At 66.4% G+C, this 16,981-nt stretch carries 11 protein-coding genes; all 11 read left to right on the forward strand.

From position 1 onward, the window contains the following. The first annotated feature begins 6 nt into the window (after positions 1-6). Positions 7-2,571, forward strand: a complete 2,565-nt coding sequence (gene leuS, locus GDJ97_RS04025) for a leucine--tRNA ligase (RefSeq protein ID WP_152069931.1) — start codon at positions 7-9, stop codon at positions 2,569-2,571. A gap of 363 nt (positions 2,572-2,934) precedes the next feature. Further along, on the forward strand, positions 2,935-4,620 hold the full coding sequence (locus GDJ97_RS04030; protein WP_152069932.1) for a ribonuclease J: 1,686 nt from the start codon (positions 2,935-2,937) through the stop codon (positions 4,618-4,620). Position 4,621: 1 nt separating this feature from the next. Further along, positions 4,622-7,348, forward strand: a complete 2,727-nt coding sequence (locus tag GDJ97_RS04035; RefSeq protein ID WP_226808811.1) for a DNA translocase FtsK — start codon at positions 4,622-4,624, stop codon at positions 7,346-7,348. Beyond that, positions 7,348-8,769: a RodZ family helix-turn-helix domain-containing protein gene (locus tag GDJ97_RS04040; RefSeq protein ID WP_152069933.1), complete on the forward strand. Its 1,422-nt coding sequence runs from the start codon at positions 7,348-7,350 to the stop codon at positions 8,767-8,769. Before GDJ97_RS04035 ends, GDJ97_RS04040 begins: the two co-directional genes overlap by 1 nt. A 64-nt stretch (positions 8,770-8,833) precedes the next feature. Then, positions 8,834-9,331, forward strand: a complete 498-nt coding sequence (locus tag GDJ97_RS04045) for a YajQ family cyclic di-GMP-binding protein (RefSeq protein WP_152069934.1) — start codon at positions 8,834-8,836, stop codon at positions 9,329-9,331. 16 nt (positions 9,332-9,347) lie between these two features. After that, entirely contained in the window at positions 9,348-10,691 is a 1,344-nt protein-coding gene (rimO, locus tag GDJ97_RS04050; protein ID WP_152069935.1) for a 30S ribosomal protein S12 methylthiotransferase RimO, read from the forward strand. Between the two features lie 7 nt (positions 10,692-10,698). Further along, positions 10,699-11,307, forward strand: a complete 609-nt coding sequence (pgsA, locus tag GDJ97_RS04055) for a CDP-diacylglycerol--glycerol-3-phosphate 3-phosphatidyltransferase (protein WP_152069936.1) — start codon at positions 10,699-10,701, stop codon at positions 11,305-11,307. 182 nt (positions 11,308-11,489) lie between these two features. Continuing rightward, a complete protein-coding gene (locus GDJ97_RS04060; RefSeq protein ID WP_152069937.1) occupies positions 11,490-14,180 on the forward strand; it encodes an InlB B-repeat-containing protein in 2,691 nt (896 codons plus the stop codon). A gap of 182 nt (positions 14,181-14,362) precedes the next feature. Next, the gene (locus GDJ97_RS04065; protein ID WP_152069938.1) at positions 14,363-14,848 is read left to right on the forward strand and encodes a CinA family protein; all 486 of its coding nucleotides are present in this window, start codon (positions 14,363-14,365) and stop codon (positions 14,846-14,848) included. A 230-nt stretch (positions 14,849-15,078) separates the two neighbouring features. After that, entirely contained in the window at positions 15,079-16,224 is a 1,146-nt protein-coding gene (recA, locus tag GDJ97_RS04070; RefSeq protein WP_152069939.1) for a recombinase RecA, read from the forward strand. Positions 16,225-16,230: 6 nt separating this feature from the next. Further along, entirely contained in the window at positions 16,231-16,905 is a 675-nt protein-coding gene (locus tag GDJ97_RS04075; RefSeq protein WP_152069940.1) for a regulatory protein RecX, read from the forward strand. Positions 16,906-16,981 lie beyond the last annotated feature (76 nt).

Genomic DNA, 16,981 nt, shown 5'->3' on the forward strand with positions numbered 1-16,981 from the left:
GCGTATATGAGCGACATCATCTCTCGCGAGGTGCCCACCTATGATGCGCGGGCCATCGAGTCCCGCTGGATGAAGACGTGGGACGAGGAGAACCTCTTTGCCGTGGACACGGACCCCGCCAAGCCCAAGAAGTACGTGCTCGAGATGTTCCCGTACCCCTCGGGCGACCTGCACATGGGACATGCGCGCAACTACACCATCGGCGACGCCATGGCGCGCCAGGCCCGCATGCGCGGCTTCGATGTGCTGCACCCCATCGGCTTCGACGCCTTCGGCCTGCCTGCCGAGAACGCGGCCATCAAGCACAACACCCAGGCTGCGGCCTGGACCTACAAGAACATGGACCAGGCGCTCGCCACCATGAAGCGCATGGGCTTCTCCTACGACCTCGACCGCATGGTGAAGACCTGCGAGCCCAACTACTACAAGTGGGGCCAGTGGATCTTCGAGAAGCTGTGGGAGCGCGGGCTCGTCTACCGCAAGAAGAACCCCGTCAACTGGTGCCCCAAGTGCCAGACCGTGCTCGCCAACGAGCAGGTGACCGAGGGCCACTGCTGGCGCTGCGACTCCGAGGTGGAGAAGCGCGACCTCGAGCAGTGGTACATCAAGATTACCGCCTACTCGCAGGAGCTGCTTGACGACCTCGAGAAGCTGCCCGGCTGGCCCGAGCGCGTGAAGCAGATGCAGGCCAACTGGATCGGCCGCTCCGAGGGCGCCGAGGTGGACTTCACCCTCTGCGACGCCGCGGGCGAGCCGACGGACACCAAGATCACCGTCTTCACCACGCGCGCCGACACGCTCTTCGGCTGCTCGTTCTTCCTGCTCGCGCCCGAGTACAAGGGCCTTGCCGAGCTTGTGGCGGGCACCGAGTACGAGGCCGCCGTCATGAAGGTCGTGGAGGATTCCAAGCACGTCTCTGCGGTGGAGCGCGCCCAGGGCGAGCTCGAGAAGCACGGTGCCTTCACGGGCCGCTACGTGGTGAACCCGATCAACGGCGAGAAGGTTCCCGTGTGGGTGGCCGACTACGTCATCTCCGACTACGGCACCGGTGCCGTCATGGCCGTCCCCTGCGGCGACCAGCGCGACTTCGAGTTCGCCAAGAAGTACGACCTGCCCATCATCCCCATCATCCTCGCGGACGACGACCCACTCTACGCTGAGCTGAAGAACGAGCAGGGCCGCAAGGTCACCTCCGTGGACTGGGACGCCGCCATGGTGGCCGAGGGCACGCTCGTGCAGTCCGGCAAGTACACCGGCATGGAGGGCGGCAAGCACTCCGCGGGCGAGGCGGCCATCGTGGCCGACCTGGAGGCGGCGGGCTCCGGTAAGCGCTCCGTGCAGTACCGCCTGCGCGACTGGCTCATCTCCCGCCAGCGCTACTGGGGTAACCCCATCCCGGCCATCCATTGCCCGAAGTGCGGCATCGTGCCCGTGCCGGAGGAGGACCTGCCCGTCACGCTGCCCGAGGACCTGAACCTGGGTGCCGGCGAGACGCTTGCCGAGGACAAGGACTTCTACGAGTGCACCTGTCCCCAGTGCGGTGGCCCCGCGCGCCGCGAGACCGACACCATGGACACCTTCACGTGCTCCAGCTGGTACTACATCCGCTACACGGACCCGCACAACGATGAGCTGCCGTTCTCCCGCGAGGCCGCCGACCGCTGGATGCCCGTGGACAACTACATCGGCGGCATCGAGCACGCCATCCTGCACCTGCTCTACAGTCGCTTCTTCACCAAGGCGCTCCGCGACATGGGGCTGCTCGACGTGGACGAGCCGTTCACCAACCTGCTCTGCCAGGGCATGGTGAAGGACGAGAACGGTGACGTCATGAGCAAGTCCAAGGGCAACGTGGTGCCGCCGTCCTCCGTTATCGAGCCCTACGGCGCCGACACGATGCGCTTGACGATCCTGTTCATCGCCCCGCCCGAGAAGGACTTCGATTGGGATACGGACGCCGTGGCCGGCGCGAACCGCTTCATCAAGCGCGCTTGGCGCACCGTCTGGCAGCTCGTCGAGACGGGGACGGACGCGTCCGCCCTCGATAAGGCGGCGCTCTCCGAGGAGGGTCTGAAGCTCTACCGCGAGCGCCATCGCACGCTCGCCAAGTGCACCGAGGACTTCGACCGCCAGCAGTTCAACACCGCCATCTCCGCCATCATGGAGCTGGTGAACGCCGCGAACGCCTACCTCAACGCCGTGCCGGCGGGGGAGCGCGAGGCAGCCGACGCCGCCCTCGTCGCCCAGGTGGCCGAGGACATCGTCTGCACGCTTGCGCCCATCTGCCCGTTCGTCACCGAGGAGCTGTGGCATACGGCGCTCGGCCACACGGAGAGCGTCTACGTGGCGCCCTGGCCCACCTTCGACGCCGCGGAGGCCGCGGCCGACGAGGTCGAGATCGCCGTGCAGGTTCTCGGCAAGGTGCGCGGCCGCGCGATGGTGCCCGTCGTCGCGGATGCCGACGCCATGCGCGCCGCTGCCGAGCAGGTCGCTGCCAAGTGGCTCGAGGGCAAGACGGTCGTCAAGGCGATCTGCGTGCCCGGCAAGCTGGTGAACCTGGTCGTCAAATAGGCGATCCCACGGGGGAACCACAGCGGCGCGGCCGTCGCGGTTCCCCTGTGGACCTGAAGAGCGAGCTGAGAAAACTTCGGCGTAAACCCCAGGAACGAACCGCGGTATCGTGTCCCCTTACAAGCGTGGGCGCGATGTCGTTCGGTTCGTTCCTGCGGTTTTGCCCCATAGTTTTCCAGTTTCGCGAATCGGTCCGTCAAGGGAACCGCGACGGCCGCGCCGCTGTGGTTCCCCTGTAGGTTTTGAGCGGGCGTGGCTGCTCTTTCAGCAAACCTGATAAAGTGAAGTATCTCCGTGAATTGGTAGGCGGCATGATCCGCCTGTACATAGATGTTGTCGACAAGAAAGGATTTCAGCTACAACATGGCAAAAGACAACAACGCTAAGAAGAAGGCGCCGGCCCTCAAGATCATCCCGCTCGGTGGCCTCGACGGCATCGGCAAGAACATGACGGCCTTCGAGTACGGCGACGACATGATCCTGATTGACGCCGGCCTTATGTTCCCCGATGACTCCCAGCCCGGCATCGATCTCGTGCTGCCCGATTACACCTACGTTCTCGAGAACGAGGAGAAGCTGCGCGGCATCCTCATCACGCACGGCCACGAGGACCACATCGGCGCCCTGCCGTATCTGCTGCAGGATCTGAACAACCGTCCCGCGATCTACTCCAGCAAGCTCACGATCGGCATGATCCAGGGCAAGCTCGAGGAGTTCAAGCTCAAGAAGCAGAAGTACCACGACGTTCACGGCGGCAGCCATGTGAACCTGGGCGCCTTCGGCGTGGACTTCATCTCCACCACGCACTCCATCCCCGGCGCGCTCGCCATCCGCCTGAAGACGCCGGCGGGCACCGTGCTCCACACCGGCGACTTCAAGCTCGACAACACGCCCATCGACGGCGTGCGCCCCGACTACGCCACGTTCTCCAAGTTCGGCCGCGAGGGCATCGACCTACTGCTCGCCGACTCCACGAACGCTGTCAAGCCGGGCTACACGCTCTCCGAGGCAGCCGTGGGGCCGCAGCTCTACGAGGCCATCAAGAACGCGAAGGGCCGCGTGTTCGTGGCCTCGTTCTCGAGCCATATCCATCGCCTGCAGCAGATCTGCGACGCGGCCAAGAAGTGCCATCGCAAGATCGTGGTGACGGGCCGCTCCATGCTCACCAACACCCGCGTGGCGCGCGAGCTCGGCTACCTCAAGATCGACGAGTCCGACCTGATCGATGCCTTCGAGATCGGCAATATCCCCGAGAACCAGATCGTCGTCATGTGCACGGGCTCCCAGGGCGAGCCGCTCTCCGCGCTCTCCCGCATGTCCAACGGCGAGCACAAGACGCTCTCCATCCACGAGGGCGACACCGTGATCATCTCCGCCACCCCCGTTCCGGGCAACGAGAAGGCCGTCCAGGGCGTCATCAACAGCCTGGCCAAGCTCGGCTGCGACGTGTACGACAAGAGCCGCTGCCTGGTGCACGTCTCCGGTCACGGCAGCCAGGAGGAGCTCAAGCTCATGCTGGCCATGACGAACCCGCGCTACTTCATGCCCGTGCACGGCGAGGCCGTGCACCTGCGCGCCCACGCCCGCCTGGGCGAGCAGATGGGCATCCCGCGTGATCGCATCTTCATCATGGACAACGGCGACTCGCTCGAGATGCGCGACCACAAGGTCAAGCGCGGTCGCTCGGTTGAGTCCGGCGTGGTCTACGTGGACGGCCTGCGCATCGGCGACACCGATCCCATCGTACTGCGCGACCGCCAGAAGCTCGCCTCTGACGGCATGGTCACGGCGGTGGCCGTGGTCTCCATCAAGCGCAAGAAGATCGACGCGGTGGACTTCTCCGGTCGCGGCGTCTCGTTCCCCATCGACGAGGATTTCTCGGACGACGCCGCCGAGGCGATCATGCGCACCATCGAGCGCGGCAAGTTCAACTTCACCTCGAGCGGCTCCGACGCACTGCGCAAGGCCGTGCGCGACTCGCTCTCCAACTTCATCTGGAACCGCACCAAGACGCGTCCGATGATCATCCCCGTGGTGATGGAGGTCTAGCGTGGCCAAAGGGGGATCGGCGACAAAGGGGCGCGGCAAGGCCCGGGCGGCGAGCGCGCGCAAGCTGCGGGCCAACCAGGGCTGCGCCGTGGAGGTCGAGGCTGCTCCCGAGGAGCCCTTGATCGACCGCGACGCGGGGCGCGACATCGCCGGCGTGGTGCTCGCCATCGTCGCCGTGGTGTCGTTCTGCGCCGTGGTGATGCCCGCCTCCGCTCCCGTGGCGGCGGCGATTGCCGGCTTCTACCACCTGGGCTTCGGTTTGGGGGCCTATGTGCTGCCCATCGCGCTCCTCGCCGTGGCGGTGCTCCTGTTCCTGCGCGGCGGGGTCCCCGTGCGCGCCCGCACGGTCGTGGGCGTGGCCCTCATCTTCACGGCCGTGTGCACCTTCCTTTCCCTGCTCGTTCCCGGCACCGGTCAGTCCACGGACGCCATGTTCGCGCCGGAGAACCTCTCTGTCTCGGGTGGCTACCTGGGTGCCTTCGTGGCCTCCGCGCTGCAGGGCGCGCTCGGCAAGGTCATCGCCGTGGTGCTGGCGCTCGGCCTCGCCGTGCTGGGACTCGTGGTGATCGGGCTCTCCGTCTCGCAGATCGTGCAGGACGCCGCCGACCACGCTGCGGCCCTCTCGCGCCGGCGCCAGGTCGACGAGAACGCGAATCCCTGGGGCGAGGCCGTGCCCGCGCCCGTGACCGCGCAGGCCGCCGCGCCGCGCGCCCGCACCACCGGGTCCGCCGCACCGGCGCCCCAGCAGCAGCTCTTCGACGAGAGCGGCGCCGCTGCCACCACCTTCCTCGGCAACCGCGAGACCACGGTGCTCGAGCCCGAGGACCAGCCGGACGAGGATCCTTTCGTGGACGTCTCGGACGAGCTCTCCGCCGAGCGCGCCAAGACCACGCTCATCCCCGTGAAAGAGCGTTTCGCCGAGCATATGGACGAGGTCGACGCCATGCCCGTCGCGTCCGATGCCACTCCCACCGTACCCGCCGGCGCGGTGGGGGTCATCGGACGCGCGCGCCGCAAGCTCGATGGTGCCGGGGCCGAAGGCTCCGTCGCCGTCCCTCCCATCCCCGACTTCCTGAAGCCGGCTGCCGCCAAGGCGCCGGCCGACGAGACTCCGACGGGGGAGGATGAGGCCTCCGAGCTGCCGTGGGACGCCAAGCTGCAGGAGGGCCCGAAGCCCGCATCCAAGCCGAAGTCGAAGGTCGCCGCCGCACCCGTGGTGCCCGCCGCCGAGGATGCCGAGGACGGCCGCGAGCTGCCCCCGGCCTCCATGCTTCGGCACAGCCCGAACTCGGCCAGGGCCGCCGCGACCTCCAAGGAGCTCGAGCAGACCGCTGCGGCCCTGCAGTCCACCCTGCAGGAGTTCGGCCTCCGCTCCTCCGTGGTGGGCTGGATCGCCGGCCCCACCGTCACCACGTTCAAGATCCAACCGGGCGAGGGCGAGCGCGTGAGCCGCATCACCAGCTTGGAAGACGACATCGCGCTCACGCTCGCCACCGACTCGGTGCGTATCTTCGCGCCTATCCCGGGCACCTCGCTTGTGGGTATTGAGATTCCCAACCGGAACCGCCAGACGGTCTCCTTCGGTGACATCCTGCCCTATGTGAAGGGCGGCCCGCTCGAGTTCGCGCTCGGCCGCGACGCCGAGGGAACGCCCATGGTGGCCGACCTCGCCAAGATGCCCCACTTGCTCATCGCCGGTACCACCGGTTCCGGTAAGTCGGTGGTCATCAGCTCCATCGTCATGAGCTTGCTCATGCGCATCTTTCCCGAGGACGTGCGCCTGATCATGATCGACCCCAAGCGCGTGGAGTTCGCCCCCTACGACGGGCTGCCGCATCTTTACGTCCCCGTGGTGACCGAGCCCAAGCAGGCCGCCTCGGCGCTGCAGTGGGCCGTCTCCGAGATGGAGCGCCGCCTTAAGATCTTCGAGCGCATCGGCGTGCGCAAGATCTCGACCTTTAACGAGAAGCAGGCGGCCGGCGAGTTCGAGAAGTACGACAACCCGCCCGCCAAGCTGCCCTATCTGGTGATCGTGATCGATGAGCTCTCCGATCTCATGATGGTCGCCGGCAAGGACGTCGAGGCGAGCATCGTGCGCATCGCGCAGCTCGGCCGCGCGGCCGGTATCCACATGATCGTCGCCACGCAGCGGCCCAGCTCCAACGTGGTGACGGGCCTCATCAAGGCCAACATCACCAACCGGATTGGCCTCACGGTGGCCACGGGCATCGACTCCCGCGTCATCCTCGACCAGACGGGAGCCGAGAAGCTCACCGGTCAGGGCGACATGCTCTTCTCGCGCGTGGACTGGGGCAAGCCCAAGCGCATCCAGGGCTGCTACGTCTCGGACGAGGAGATTTTTTCTGTGGTGGAGTTCGTGAAGGAGCACTGCCACGCCGACTACCACGAGGAGATCCTCTCCGCCGTAGCGCCCGCCGCCATGGGCGGGGGAGCGGCGCCCGAGCCGCAGGAAGACGACCCGCTCCTCTGGGATGCCGCCCGTATCGTGGTCGATTCCCAGCTCGGTTCGACCTCTGGGCTGCAGCGGCGCCTCAAGGTTGGCTATGCGCGCGCCGGGCGCATCATGGACATGCTTGAGGAAAAGGGCATCGTGGGGCCGCCCGATGGGTCCAAGCCGCGCGAGGTCCTGCTCGATATGGAGGCTCTCAAGGCCCTCGAGGCGCTGGAGAGCCCGTTGACCGAGGAAGAGATTCGAGGTGACAACTGATGGCCATGACCTTTGGTGAGATGCTGCTCAACCGCCGCCGCCAGATGGGCCTCTCCATCCAGCAGGTGGCGAATACCATCAAGATGCGCCCGCAGATCATCGAGTACTTCGAGACGGACAACTTCGCCGCCATGCCCCAGCGCGGCTACGCGCAGGGCATGATCTCGAGTTATGCGCGCTATCTCGGGCTGAACCCGCGCGAGGTGGTCGAGGCCTATTTTGACGGCCTGCATCGCTATGAGCGCGGGATCGGCGGCAAGGGTGGCACGCTGCTCACGCCGGCCATGAGCGCCAGTCCCCGGAGCGCGAACGCGAACGGGCGCTACCTGCTCGCGCCCACCCAGGGCTCACGCTTCGGCCAGCGCCCGCCGCAGGCCGGGTACGTGTCGGACGCCATGCCGATGTATGGCGACCCGTCCGTCCTGGACCCCGCGGCGACGGGGCGCTTGGACCTGCGCCGCCTGCCGCCGCAGAGTCCAAGCGGCTCCCGCGACCCTCGCATGGGAACTGCTCCGCGCGATGGCCGTCGCCCGATGTCCCGCGGCGCCGCCGGCGACGGCACCGATCGCTCCCCCCTCGCGCGCCGTGCCGGAACTGACGGGCGCGTCCCCGTTCGCCAGGGCGTGCCCCGCAACGGCGCCCCCCGCGGCGGACGTCCCCAGGGCCGCGGTTCGGTACCCCCGCGGGGCGGCAACCGTCCCCGCTCCGGTGGTTCACGCGCCGCGCACGGCGGGCTCGACTTCTCGGCCCTTCAAGCCGACCCGCGTTTCGCCATGGGATGCCTCGGCGCTATCGGCGTGCTGCTCATCCTCGTGGTGGTGCTCGTGGTTCGCGGCTGCACGGGCGCGAACGCCCAGCCCTCGGCGGGTTCCGGTTCCGCTGGTTCCGCCCAGGGCACGGTGCCCCTGACCGATTTGGGGAGCACGACTGCCGGCTCCGGTTCCGCGGCGGCGGACTCGGCTTCCGGCTCCTCCGCGACCAACGCGACGCCGACCGAGTACACGGTCGTCATCAAGTACACCGGCGATTCCACGGCGTGGCTCGAGGTGCGCCAGGACGGCCAGTACGACAAGGACGTGGGAACCGTCACCAAGGGCTTCTCCAAGACCTACACCGTGACGGGTACGCTCGAGATCAGCACGGACAAGCCCTCCGACATCGTGGTCACCCGCGATGGGACGCGCGTCCGCTACGACAGCAAGTCATCGGGCGTGGGGCGCATCACGATCTCGGTGCCCAAGCAGGACACCGCGACGGACTCCTCCACGGACGGGACGGCGACGTCTGGCACGAGCTCCACGGACGGGACGGCGACCGGTACCACGGGCACCTCGACCTCGACGACGGCCACTGCCACGACGGGCGACGCCGCGAGTTCGACTACCGGAGCCACGGCCTCGTCGTCTCCCGCCACCGCGTAGGTTCCTCACCGCACGATCGGGCGGGGTCCGGACGGATCCCGCCCCTACCAGAAAGGAAGGTCCCATGGCCAAGGATTCAAGCTTCGACGTCGTGAGCCAGGTCGATATGCAGGAAGTCGACAACGCATACCAGCAGACCGCCCGCGAACTCACGCAGCGCTACGACCTCAAGGGATCCGGCGCCACCATCGAGCTCTCCAAGGGGGAGAAGCTCATCACCATCGCCGCGCCCGCCGACTTCGTGGCCCGTCAGATCATGGACGTGCTGAACGGCAAGCTCATCAAGCGCAGCATCGACATCTCGGCCGTGCGCTGGGACGACCCCCAGGCCGCCTCGGGCGGGACCGTGCGCGTGCTCGGCCACGTGGTCGAGGGCATCGACCAGGCCACGGCTAAGAAGATCAACAAGGACATCAAGGACACCAAGGCCAAGGTGAAGGTCACCATCGACGGCGACAGCCTACGTGTGTCCTCCGCCTCCAAGGACGCGCTGCAGGGCGTGATCCAGTTCCTGAAGGGACAGGATTACGGCCAGCCGCTCCAGTTTACAAACTACCGATAAGGGGGACGCCCGCACCATGTCCTTCGGCAAGCTCTTCTACATCACCCTCGGCTGCGCCAAGAACGAGGTGGACACCGACCGCATGCGCTCGCTTCTGAACGCGGGTGGCTATGATGAGGTGGACGCCCCGGCAGGCGCCGACCTCGTGCTCGTGAACACATGCTCGTTCCTCGCCGCCGCCACCTCCGAGAGCATCGAGACCACGATTCAGCTGGCCGAGGAGACCGCCGCGGGCGCCCGTTCGGTGCCCATCGTCATGTGCGGCTGCGTGCCTTCGCGCTACGGCTCGGACCTCCCTGCTGAGCTCCCCGAGGTCGCGGCCTTCGTGCGGACCGACGAGGAGGACGGGATCGTCTCCGTTGTGGACGGGCTTCTTGGGGTGGAGCGTCAGGCGCCGAGCCATGTGCCCAGCGTCAAGCGTACTGTGGAGGGCGCGGTCGCCTACCTCAAGATCTCCGACGGCTGCGACCGGTTCTGCAGCTTCTGCGCGATTCCCTACATTCGCGGCGGGTACCGTTCGCGCTCTGCCGAGAGCATCATCGCCGAGGTGCGCGACCTGGTGGCCGGCGGTGTGCGCGAGCTCGTGCTCATCGGCCAGGACACCGGCATCTGGGGCGAGGACTTCGATGATGGGCAAGTGGGCGACGGCCCGCGGACGCTCGCGGGGCTCTTGCGCGCCGTGGCTTGGGCCGTGCGCCCCGAGCACGTGTGGATCCGCGTGCTCTACCTGCAGCCCGAGGGCATGACCGACGAGCTCATCGCCGCTATCCGCGATATCCCCGAGGTGCTGCCCTACATCGATATCCCGGTGCAGCACTGCAGCGCCCACGTGCTGCGCGACATGAACCGTTCCGGTTCAGAGGAGGAGCTCGACCGTCTGTTCGAGCACCTGCGCGCCGAGATTCCGGGCATGGTCATCCGCACCACCTACCTTGCGGGCTTTCCCGGCGAGACCGATGAGGATGCCGAGGCCATGCTCGCCTTCATGGACCGGACGGGCTTCGACTACACGAGCGTCTTCGAGTACTCCCAGGAGGAGGGCACCGCGGCTGCCGAGATGGAGCAGCTGCCCGAGGACGTCAAGGTCGAGCGCGCGCAGGCCGGCATGGACCTGGCCGAGTCCCTCGGCTTCGCCGCCACCGCCGCGCACGTGGGCGAGGTCGCCGAGGTCATCGTGGACGGCATCGAGGAGGGCGACGAGGGCACCGAGCTCATCGGGCATGCCTGGTTCCAGGCGCCGGATTGCGACGGCGCCGTCCACCTGGACGCCTCGGAGGCTTCCGTGGGCGATATCCTGAAGGTCGAGTTCACCGACAGCTTCTGCTACGAGCTGGTCGGTCATGTTGTGGAAGGGGAGTAGTAAGCCAATGGCCCAAGCTCAGCAAAAGGAAATCAGGAGCATCTGGACGCCCGCGAACATCGTCACCTGCGTGCGCATCATCTTCATTCCGGTATTCATGCTGTTCGCCACCGATGCGTTCCTGGGCCTCGGCATGAGCTCCTATGCGCAGGCCGTCGTCGCATTCGTCCTCTACGTCATCTTGAGCCTCACGGACAAGGTCGACGGCACGCTGGCGCGCTCGCGCGGTGAGGTCACGGACTTCGGCAAGTTCCTCGACCCCATCGCCGACAAGCTGCTCGTGTTCTCCGCCCTTCTGGTGCTGCTCGCCCAAGGCGTGGTCAACGTGTGGCCGGTCTTCATCATCCTTTTCCGCGAGTTCCTCGTGAGCGCGCTTCGCATGGTGGCGAGCGCTAACGGCCAGGTCATCGCAGCCGACAAGCTCGGCAAGTGGAAGACGGCCACCACCATGATGGCGCTCTGCGGCTTCCTGCTCCTGCCTGTCGTGGCCGATTCGGGTATGCCCTTCGGGCTCTGGATGGTCTGCCAGGTTCTCTTCGGCATCGCCGTGGTCCTTACCATCGTTTCGGGCGTGCAGTACTTCTACAACGCGCGGCACATCGTGTTCCGCGTGTAGGGGAACTTACCGCCGCTACCCGCCGCGCGGCACCTTCCTATCCTCCGTCTGAGCTGCTGATTTAATCGTTCCCATATAGAGCCTTGCGGTATCGTTACCGACACTTTTCAGAAGTCGGTCCCTTGTACGCCACACTGGTTCCCGGATTGTTTCCACCGAAACATGAAGGGAAGGAACCTGTCATGAACAAGAAGCAACTGTTCGCGACGGCCATGTCAGCGGTGCTGCTGTTCAACTCAACGCCTACCTCAGCGCTTGCTGCCGAGCTCAATGCCCAGCAGCCCGCCGCCGTGACCGCCGGGCTCGCCGGCGCAGCCCAGGGCACTCCGGCGAGGGACACGGCTTCGCAGGCTGAGGAGAAGCAGGCCGATACTGCCCAGACCGATGCCGTAGACTCCGGTGCCGCGGCCGAGGACGGTCGGGCTGCGCAGGGTGATGCCTCCGCTGAACTCGCTCAGGCGGGTCAGGAGGCCGCAGCGCCCGGGGAGGTCCCCCAAGGTTACGAGCCGGCAGCGCCTGTGGCCGGCACGTCAGAAGGCGCCGCTGCCGCGGATGCCGCTGCAGCGCCGTCCGCGCCCGCGTTCAATGTGAACGACTACCTGACCAATGTCGGCGCGGTCTCCTACCGGTTCGTTGACGAGAACGGTAAGCAGGTCTATGCGGACTCCGTCACGCTCCAGACCGCGGGCGGCGCCACGCTCGTGTCCGGTCCGGCGGAGCAGGGCGGCAAGTGGGTCGCCCAGGTGACGCTCGACACCAGGAAGATCGACCCCGCGAACTTCGCGCCCAAATGGGCCGTGCCCGATCCATCCGACTACCAGCTCGACGCCGCTGGCTCCAAGCTCACCCTGGAGTACCGCACGAACGGCGTGAGTGCGGGATACAAGACGTACTACGCGAGCGGCAGCGATCGCGCATCCCTCGTCTTTAAGAAGAAGGCCGCCGCGCAGCCTGAGCTCGCGGTGCGGGAGAGCGCCAACCTGTCCCAGGCCGACCTTAAGGCCGCCTCAAGCATCTACGACCTCTTCAGGGTGACGGCCAAGGACGCCCAGGGCCAGGAGGTGGCGGACACCAAGGTCGACTACACGATCAAGGACGCCGCCGGCAAGACGTACGTGGCGGCAGACTGGTTGAAAGACACCACGGCGGCGGGCACCTACACCATCACGTGGACCTATGCGGGCATCACCAAGGTCACCACGGTGACCGTGCGCGCCGCCTACACGCTCGAGGCTCCCGCCACGGCGACGGTGGGCAAGGACCAGACCGACAACTTCAAGGCGTTCAACAAGGAGCTGGCGCAGCTGCTGGTCACCAAGGCGGTCGACGACAAGGGCAACGACGTGGTCGACCAGGTGCAGGTCTCCTACGCTGACGCCAACGGTCGAAGCGTGAGCTATAAGGCCTTCAAGAACGCAACGGTGGGCAGCGTGTTCACCGTCATGTTCACGATCGGCTCCGTCTCCGCGTCTACGAAGGTGACCATCGCCAAGACCTCCAAGCCGTCGGCGCCCGCATTCAACCTCGCCGACAAGATCAACACCTATGGTTCCGTGCGCGTTCGCGTCGACAGGGGTTCGGGCTACACCGACGCCACCTTCACCTATGTGCCGGCCACCGCACTTTCCCAGCTCGTGACCGCTCAGAGCGAGCCCGTGCAGCGCGCGAACGGCACCTGGGAGGTCACGGTGACCATCGATCCCTCGGTTGCCAAGCGGTACGTGAACCCCAAGATCGGCGACGACTACGCGCTCGACGCGGACGGCTCCCGTCTCACGGCGACCTTCGAGACCCTCAGCGCCACCGGTACCAGCTGGTATGTGAAGACGGGCTCCGGCGCCGAGCTGCTCTTCAAGAAGGCGCCCCAGAAGGCCGACCTGCACGTGTTCGGCAACCCTGAGAACACCGGCGTCGCATCCGTGATCCTCTCCGCCCGCGTGGGCGATAAGCTCGGTGACGTCGAGGGCTTCGAGATGGTCCCGACCCGCGAGGGCTGGAAGTTCGACGGTTGGTTCCTCGATGCGGGCTACCAGCAGCCGGCGAGCGCCGACACGGTGGTGTCCTCGCCGTGGTTCGCGGTCTACGCCAAGTGGGAGCGCACCACGAAGTACGAGCTTTCCGCGGTCGGTTCCGCCACGTACACGCCCGAGAAGGCCAAGGGCCTCTTCGGCTACAAGGGCTCCTATAAGAACGGAGACGCCAACATCCGTCGGGCGCTGGTGACGAGCGCGACGGCCGACGGCACGGCCGTCGACCTCTCGTCGGATGACGTGAAGGTGACCGTCTGGAAGAACGGCTCAAACGGCTTCTTCGACCTCGTCGCGGGCAAGGAGGGCACCTACCGGGTGGACTTCACCCTCGGCGACAAGACCGCGAGCACAGTCGTGACCGTGCGTGCCGGACAGCCCGTGGCCAAGGAGCATACGGTCACCGTGTACATCGGGTTCGACCGGAACGGCGACGGCAACGACGCCGACGATACCGAGGTCGTGAAGGTGCCCGACGGCCAGCTACTCACGATTGAGGAGGCGCGGCGCGCCGGCTACACGTTCGCGGGCCTGTCCTTTGACAAGGAGGGGACGAAGCCGTACGACCTCAGCACGCCGGTGACCTCCGACCTCACGCTCTACGCGCAGTGGAAGAAGGATGAGACGCCCGAGCAGCAGGGCGGTGCAAACGAGGCCAAGCCGGGGAACGAGAAGGCCCCGGGTACTAAGAAGGCCTCCGACGGCGAGGTGAAGGCGGCCTCCAAGAAAGCGGCGCTGCCCCAGACCGGGGATGCGTTCCCGGCGGCCATCGGCGCCACGGCCCTGGCCGGTGCCGCCGCGATCGCGTTGGGCGCCGCGGTGTCCAAGCGCCGTCGCGCTGAGTAGCGCGCTGCAGCGTCGACCTTTCGGGTCGCACGCGGTCATACGGTCTTAGGACGGCCGCACCGAGCGCATCGGTGCGGCCGTCCCCGTTTCGTGCTATGTTCGGGTGCGGTACATGAATGCGCACGGATGAAGCGCGACACCAGACGGCGCGGACGTCCACGCCCGTGAGGGGAGAGAAATCCATGACGAGTCAATGCAGCGCTGATGATCTGGCAGCGGAGCTCGTGCACAGGGCATCTCAGGCGGGCCTGACCGTCGCCACGGCGGAATCCTGCACGGCGGGTATGGTCGCGTCCACGATCGCGGACATTCCCGGATCGTCTGCCGTGTTGCGCGGCGGGGCCGTTACCTATTGCGACGAGATCAAGCACCGCGTGCTCGGGGTGGCGAGTGAAACCTTGGTCGAGCATACAGCGGTGTCCCATGAGACGGCGGGGGAGATGGCCGCGGGCGCGCGCCGGCTGTTCGAATCCGACCTCGCCGTGAGCTTGACGGGATATGCGGGGCCCGGCGGGGGTACTCCCGAGGACCCGGCCGGGACGGTCTACATTGGACTTGCCTCCGCAGGGGGTGTTCAGACGCTTCGCTGCACGTTTCCGGGGGAGCGCAACGTCGTGCGGCGTGCCGCGGCGGCACGGGCACTCGAGCTCCTGCTCGAGTTGCTGTAGTGGGGAATCTGGCGGTTTCGTCGCCTTTTGATGGTGACGGCCGCCGTTTAGGCTGGCTGGTTGGCCCTCTGAGCTGCGAGGTGTAGGTTGCCCCGGCATCTGGTTCAGCAATGTGTCAGATCGCTCGTAATCTGGTTCAGAACTTCCCTGATACGATGTCCGCAAGGTCTTGCAACGAACAGCTGTTCGTTGTAAAATGCGCGGGACAGCAACGCGAGGAGGAGAGCCGCATGGCCAAGAAGGACGCACCCGTTAAGGAGATCCACCAGCCCTCGACCGGCGAGGAGCGCGAGAAACGCATCGAGGATGCCAAGGCTGCCATCCTCAAGAAGTTCGGCGAAGGCTCCATCATGAAGTATGGGGACGACGATCCGCAGCTCGAGGTCGAGGCCATTCCCACCGGGGCCCTCGCGCTCGATTGCGCGCTCGGCATCGGCGGCGTGCCCCGTGGCCGTATCATCGAGATCTACGGACCCGAGTCCTCGGGTAAGACCACGCTCTCGCTCGAGATCCTGGCGGAGGCGCAGGCGCGCGACGGCGTCGTCGCCTTCATCGACGCCGAGCACGCGCTCGATCCCTCGTATGCGGCGCGCATCGGCGTGGATATCGACGAGGTACTGATCTCACAGCCGGATACGGGCGAGCAAGCGCTCGAGATCTGCGACATGCTCGTGCGCTCCGGTGCCATCGACGTCATCGTCATCGACTCCGTCGCCGCGCTCACCCCGCGCGCCGAGATCGAGGGCGAGATCGGAGACTCCAGCGTCGGCCTGCAGGCCCGTCTGATGAGTCAGGCCCTGCGCAAGCTCGCGGGCTCGCTGGCAAAATCCAAGACCACGTGCATCTTCATCAACCAGCTGCGCGAGAAGATCGGCGTCATGTTCGGCAACCCCGAGACCACCACGGGCGGCCGCGCGCTCAAGTTCTTCTCTTCGGTCCGTATCGACATCCGTCGTATCGACAGCATCAAGAACGGCAACGAGATCATCGGCAACCGCGTGCGCTGCAAGGTCGTCAAGAACAAGGTTGCCGCGCCTTTCAAGACCGCTGAGTTCGACATCATGTACGGCACGGGCATTTCCAAGGAGGGCTCGGTCCTGGACATGGGCGTCGATTACGGCATCGTAACCAAATCCGGTGCCTGGTACACCTACCGCCAGAATCCCGACGACGCTGAGGAGGCGCCGGAACGCCTGGGCCAGGGCCGCGAGGCCGCGAAGGAGACCCTGCGACAGAACCCCGAGCTCATGGACGAGATCGAGCACAAGGTCCGTGTCGCCTGCGGTCTCGACTTCGAGGATGAGCCGGTGGGTGTGGCCGTCGATGTGCCGGCGGATGCCGCGCTCGGCGACGTCTCCGACGCCCCGAAGGCATAGCGACCCATGACACAAGCCGTCGGTATGGAGATCGCGCTCCCGACGAAGGAGGAGCGGCGTGCCCGTTCCTCCTTCAGTCGGAGCAAACCCATGGCCCAGGTCGCGGTCAAGCTCGATAACGGCGGCGTCTGCGACATCGTCGTCCCCGTACGGGCCGCACGGCTCCTCCGCGATGAGGGCCTGTCGTTCCCCCTTGACGTGGACGATGCCTTCGATGCCATTCACGCGCTCGAGGGTCGAGTCTGCCTCACCATGCTCGTCGAGCTCCTAGGGCGTCGGGACCACAGCGCCGCCGAGGCACGAGAGAAGCTCGCCGCGTACGGATTCCGCGACGAGGAGCTCGATGCCGCGATCGCGCGCGGTATCGAGCGCCGTTACCTCGATGACGCTCGCTTCATGTCCTACTTCATCGAAGAGCGCAAGCGGCGCGGATGGGGGAGGAGAAAGATCGAGGTGGAGCTCAAACGGAAGGGAACCGACCCTGCGGAGTTGCCCGGTTACCCCGATGCCTACTTCACGTCCGAGGACGATGGCGCCCGCGCCACGGCGTTGCTCGAGCACAAGCGCGTCCCCGAGAACCGCGCTTTCGAAAAGCTCACGCGCTTTCTCATGACGAAGGGTTTTTCCTACGAGGTCGCTTCTGCCGCGGTGCGCGAGCGATTGGCCGATACCGCGTCGTGAACGGTCGCGCTGCTGGTACGGTCCCTGATCCAGTTCGCCTCGTTTGACATCGACCCTGCCACACCTTACGATGGGT

This window comes from Collinsella sp. AK_207A (assembly GCF_902501965.1).
In the GTDB taxonomy this organism is placed as follows: domain Bacteria; phylum Actinomycetota; class Coriobacteriia; order Coriobacteriales; family Coriobacteriaceae; genus Collinsella.

Coding starts and splice junctions, on each gene's coding strand:
- leuS (WP_152069931.1), top strand. CDS start 7: ATGAGCGACATCATCTCTCGCGAGGTGCCCACCTATGATGCGCGGGCC.
- GDJ97_RS04030 (WP_152069932.1), top strand. CDS start 2,935: ATGGCAAAAGACAACAACGCTAAGAAGAAGGCGCCGGCCCTCAAGATC.
- GDJ97_RS04040 (WP_152069933.1), top strand. CDS start 7,348: ATGGCCATGACCTTTGGTGAGATGCTGCTCAACCGCCGCCGCCAGATG.
- GDJ97_RS04045 (WP_152069934.1), top strand. CDS start 8,834: ATGGCCAAGGATTCAAGCTTCGACGTCGTGAGCCAGGTCGATATGCAG.
- rimO (WP_152069935.1), top strand. CDS start 9,348: ATGTCCTTCGGCAAGCTCTTCTACATCACCCTCGGCTGCGCCAAGAAC.
- pgsA (WP_152069936.1), top strand. CDS start 10,699: ATGGCCCAAGCTCAGCAAAAGGAAATCAGGAGCATCTGGACGCCCGCG.
- GDJ97_RS04060 (WP_152069937.1), top strand. CDS start 11,490: ATGAACAAGAAGCAACTGTTCGCGACGGCCATGTCAGCGGTGCTGCTG.
- GDJ97_RS04065 (WP_152069938.1), top strand. CDS start 14,363: ATGACGAGTCAATGCAGCGCTGATGATCTGGCAGCGGAGCTCGTGCAC.
- recA (WP_152069939.1), top strand. CDS start 15,079: ATGGCCAAGAAGGACGCACCCGTTAAGGAGATCCACCAGCCCTCGACC.
- GDJ97_RS04075 (WP_152069940.1), top strand. CDS start 16,231: ATGACACAAGCCGTCGGTATGGAGATCGCGCTCCCGACGAAGGAGGAG.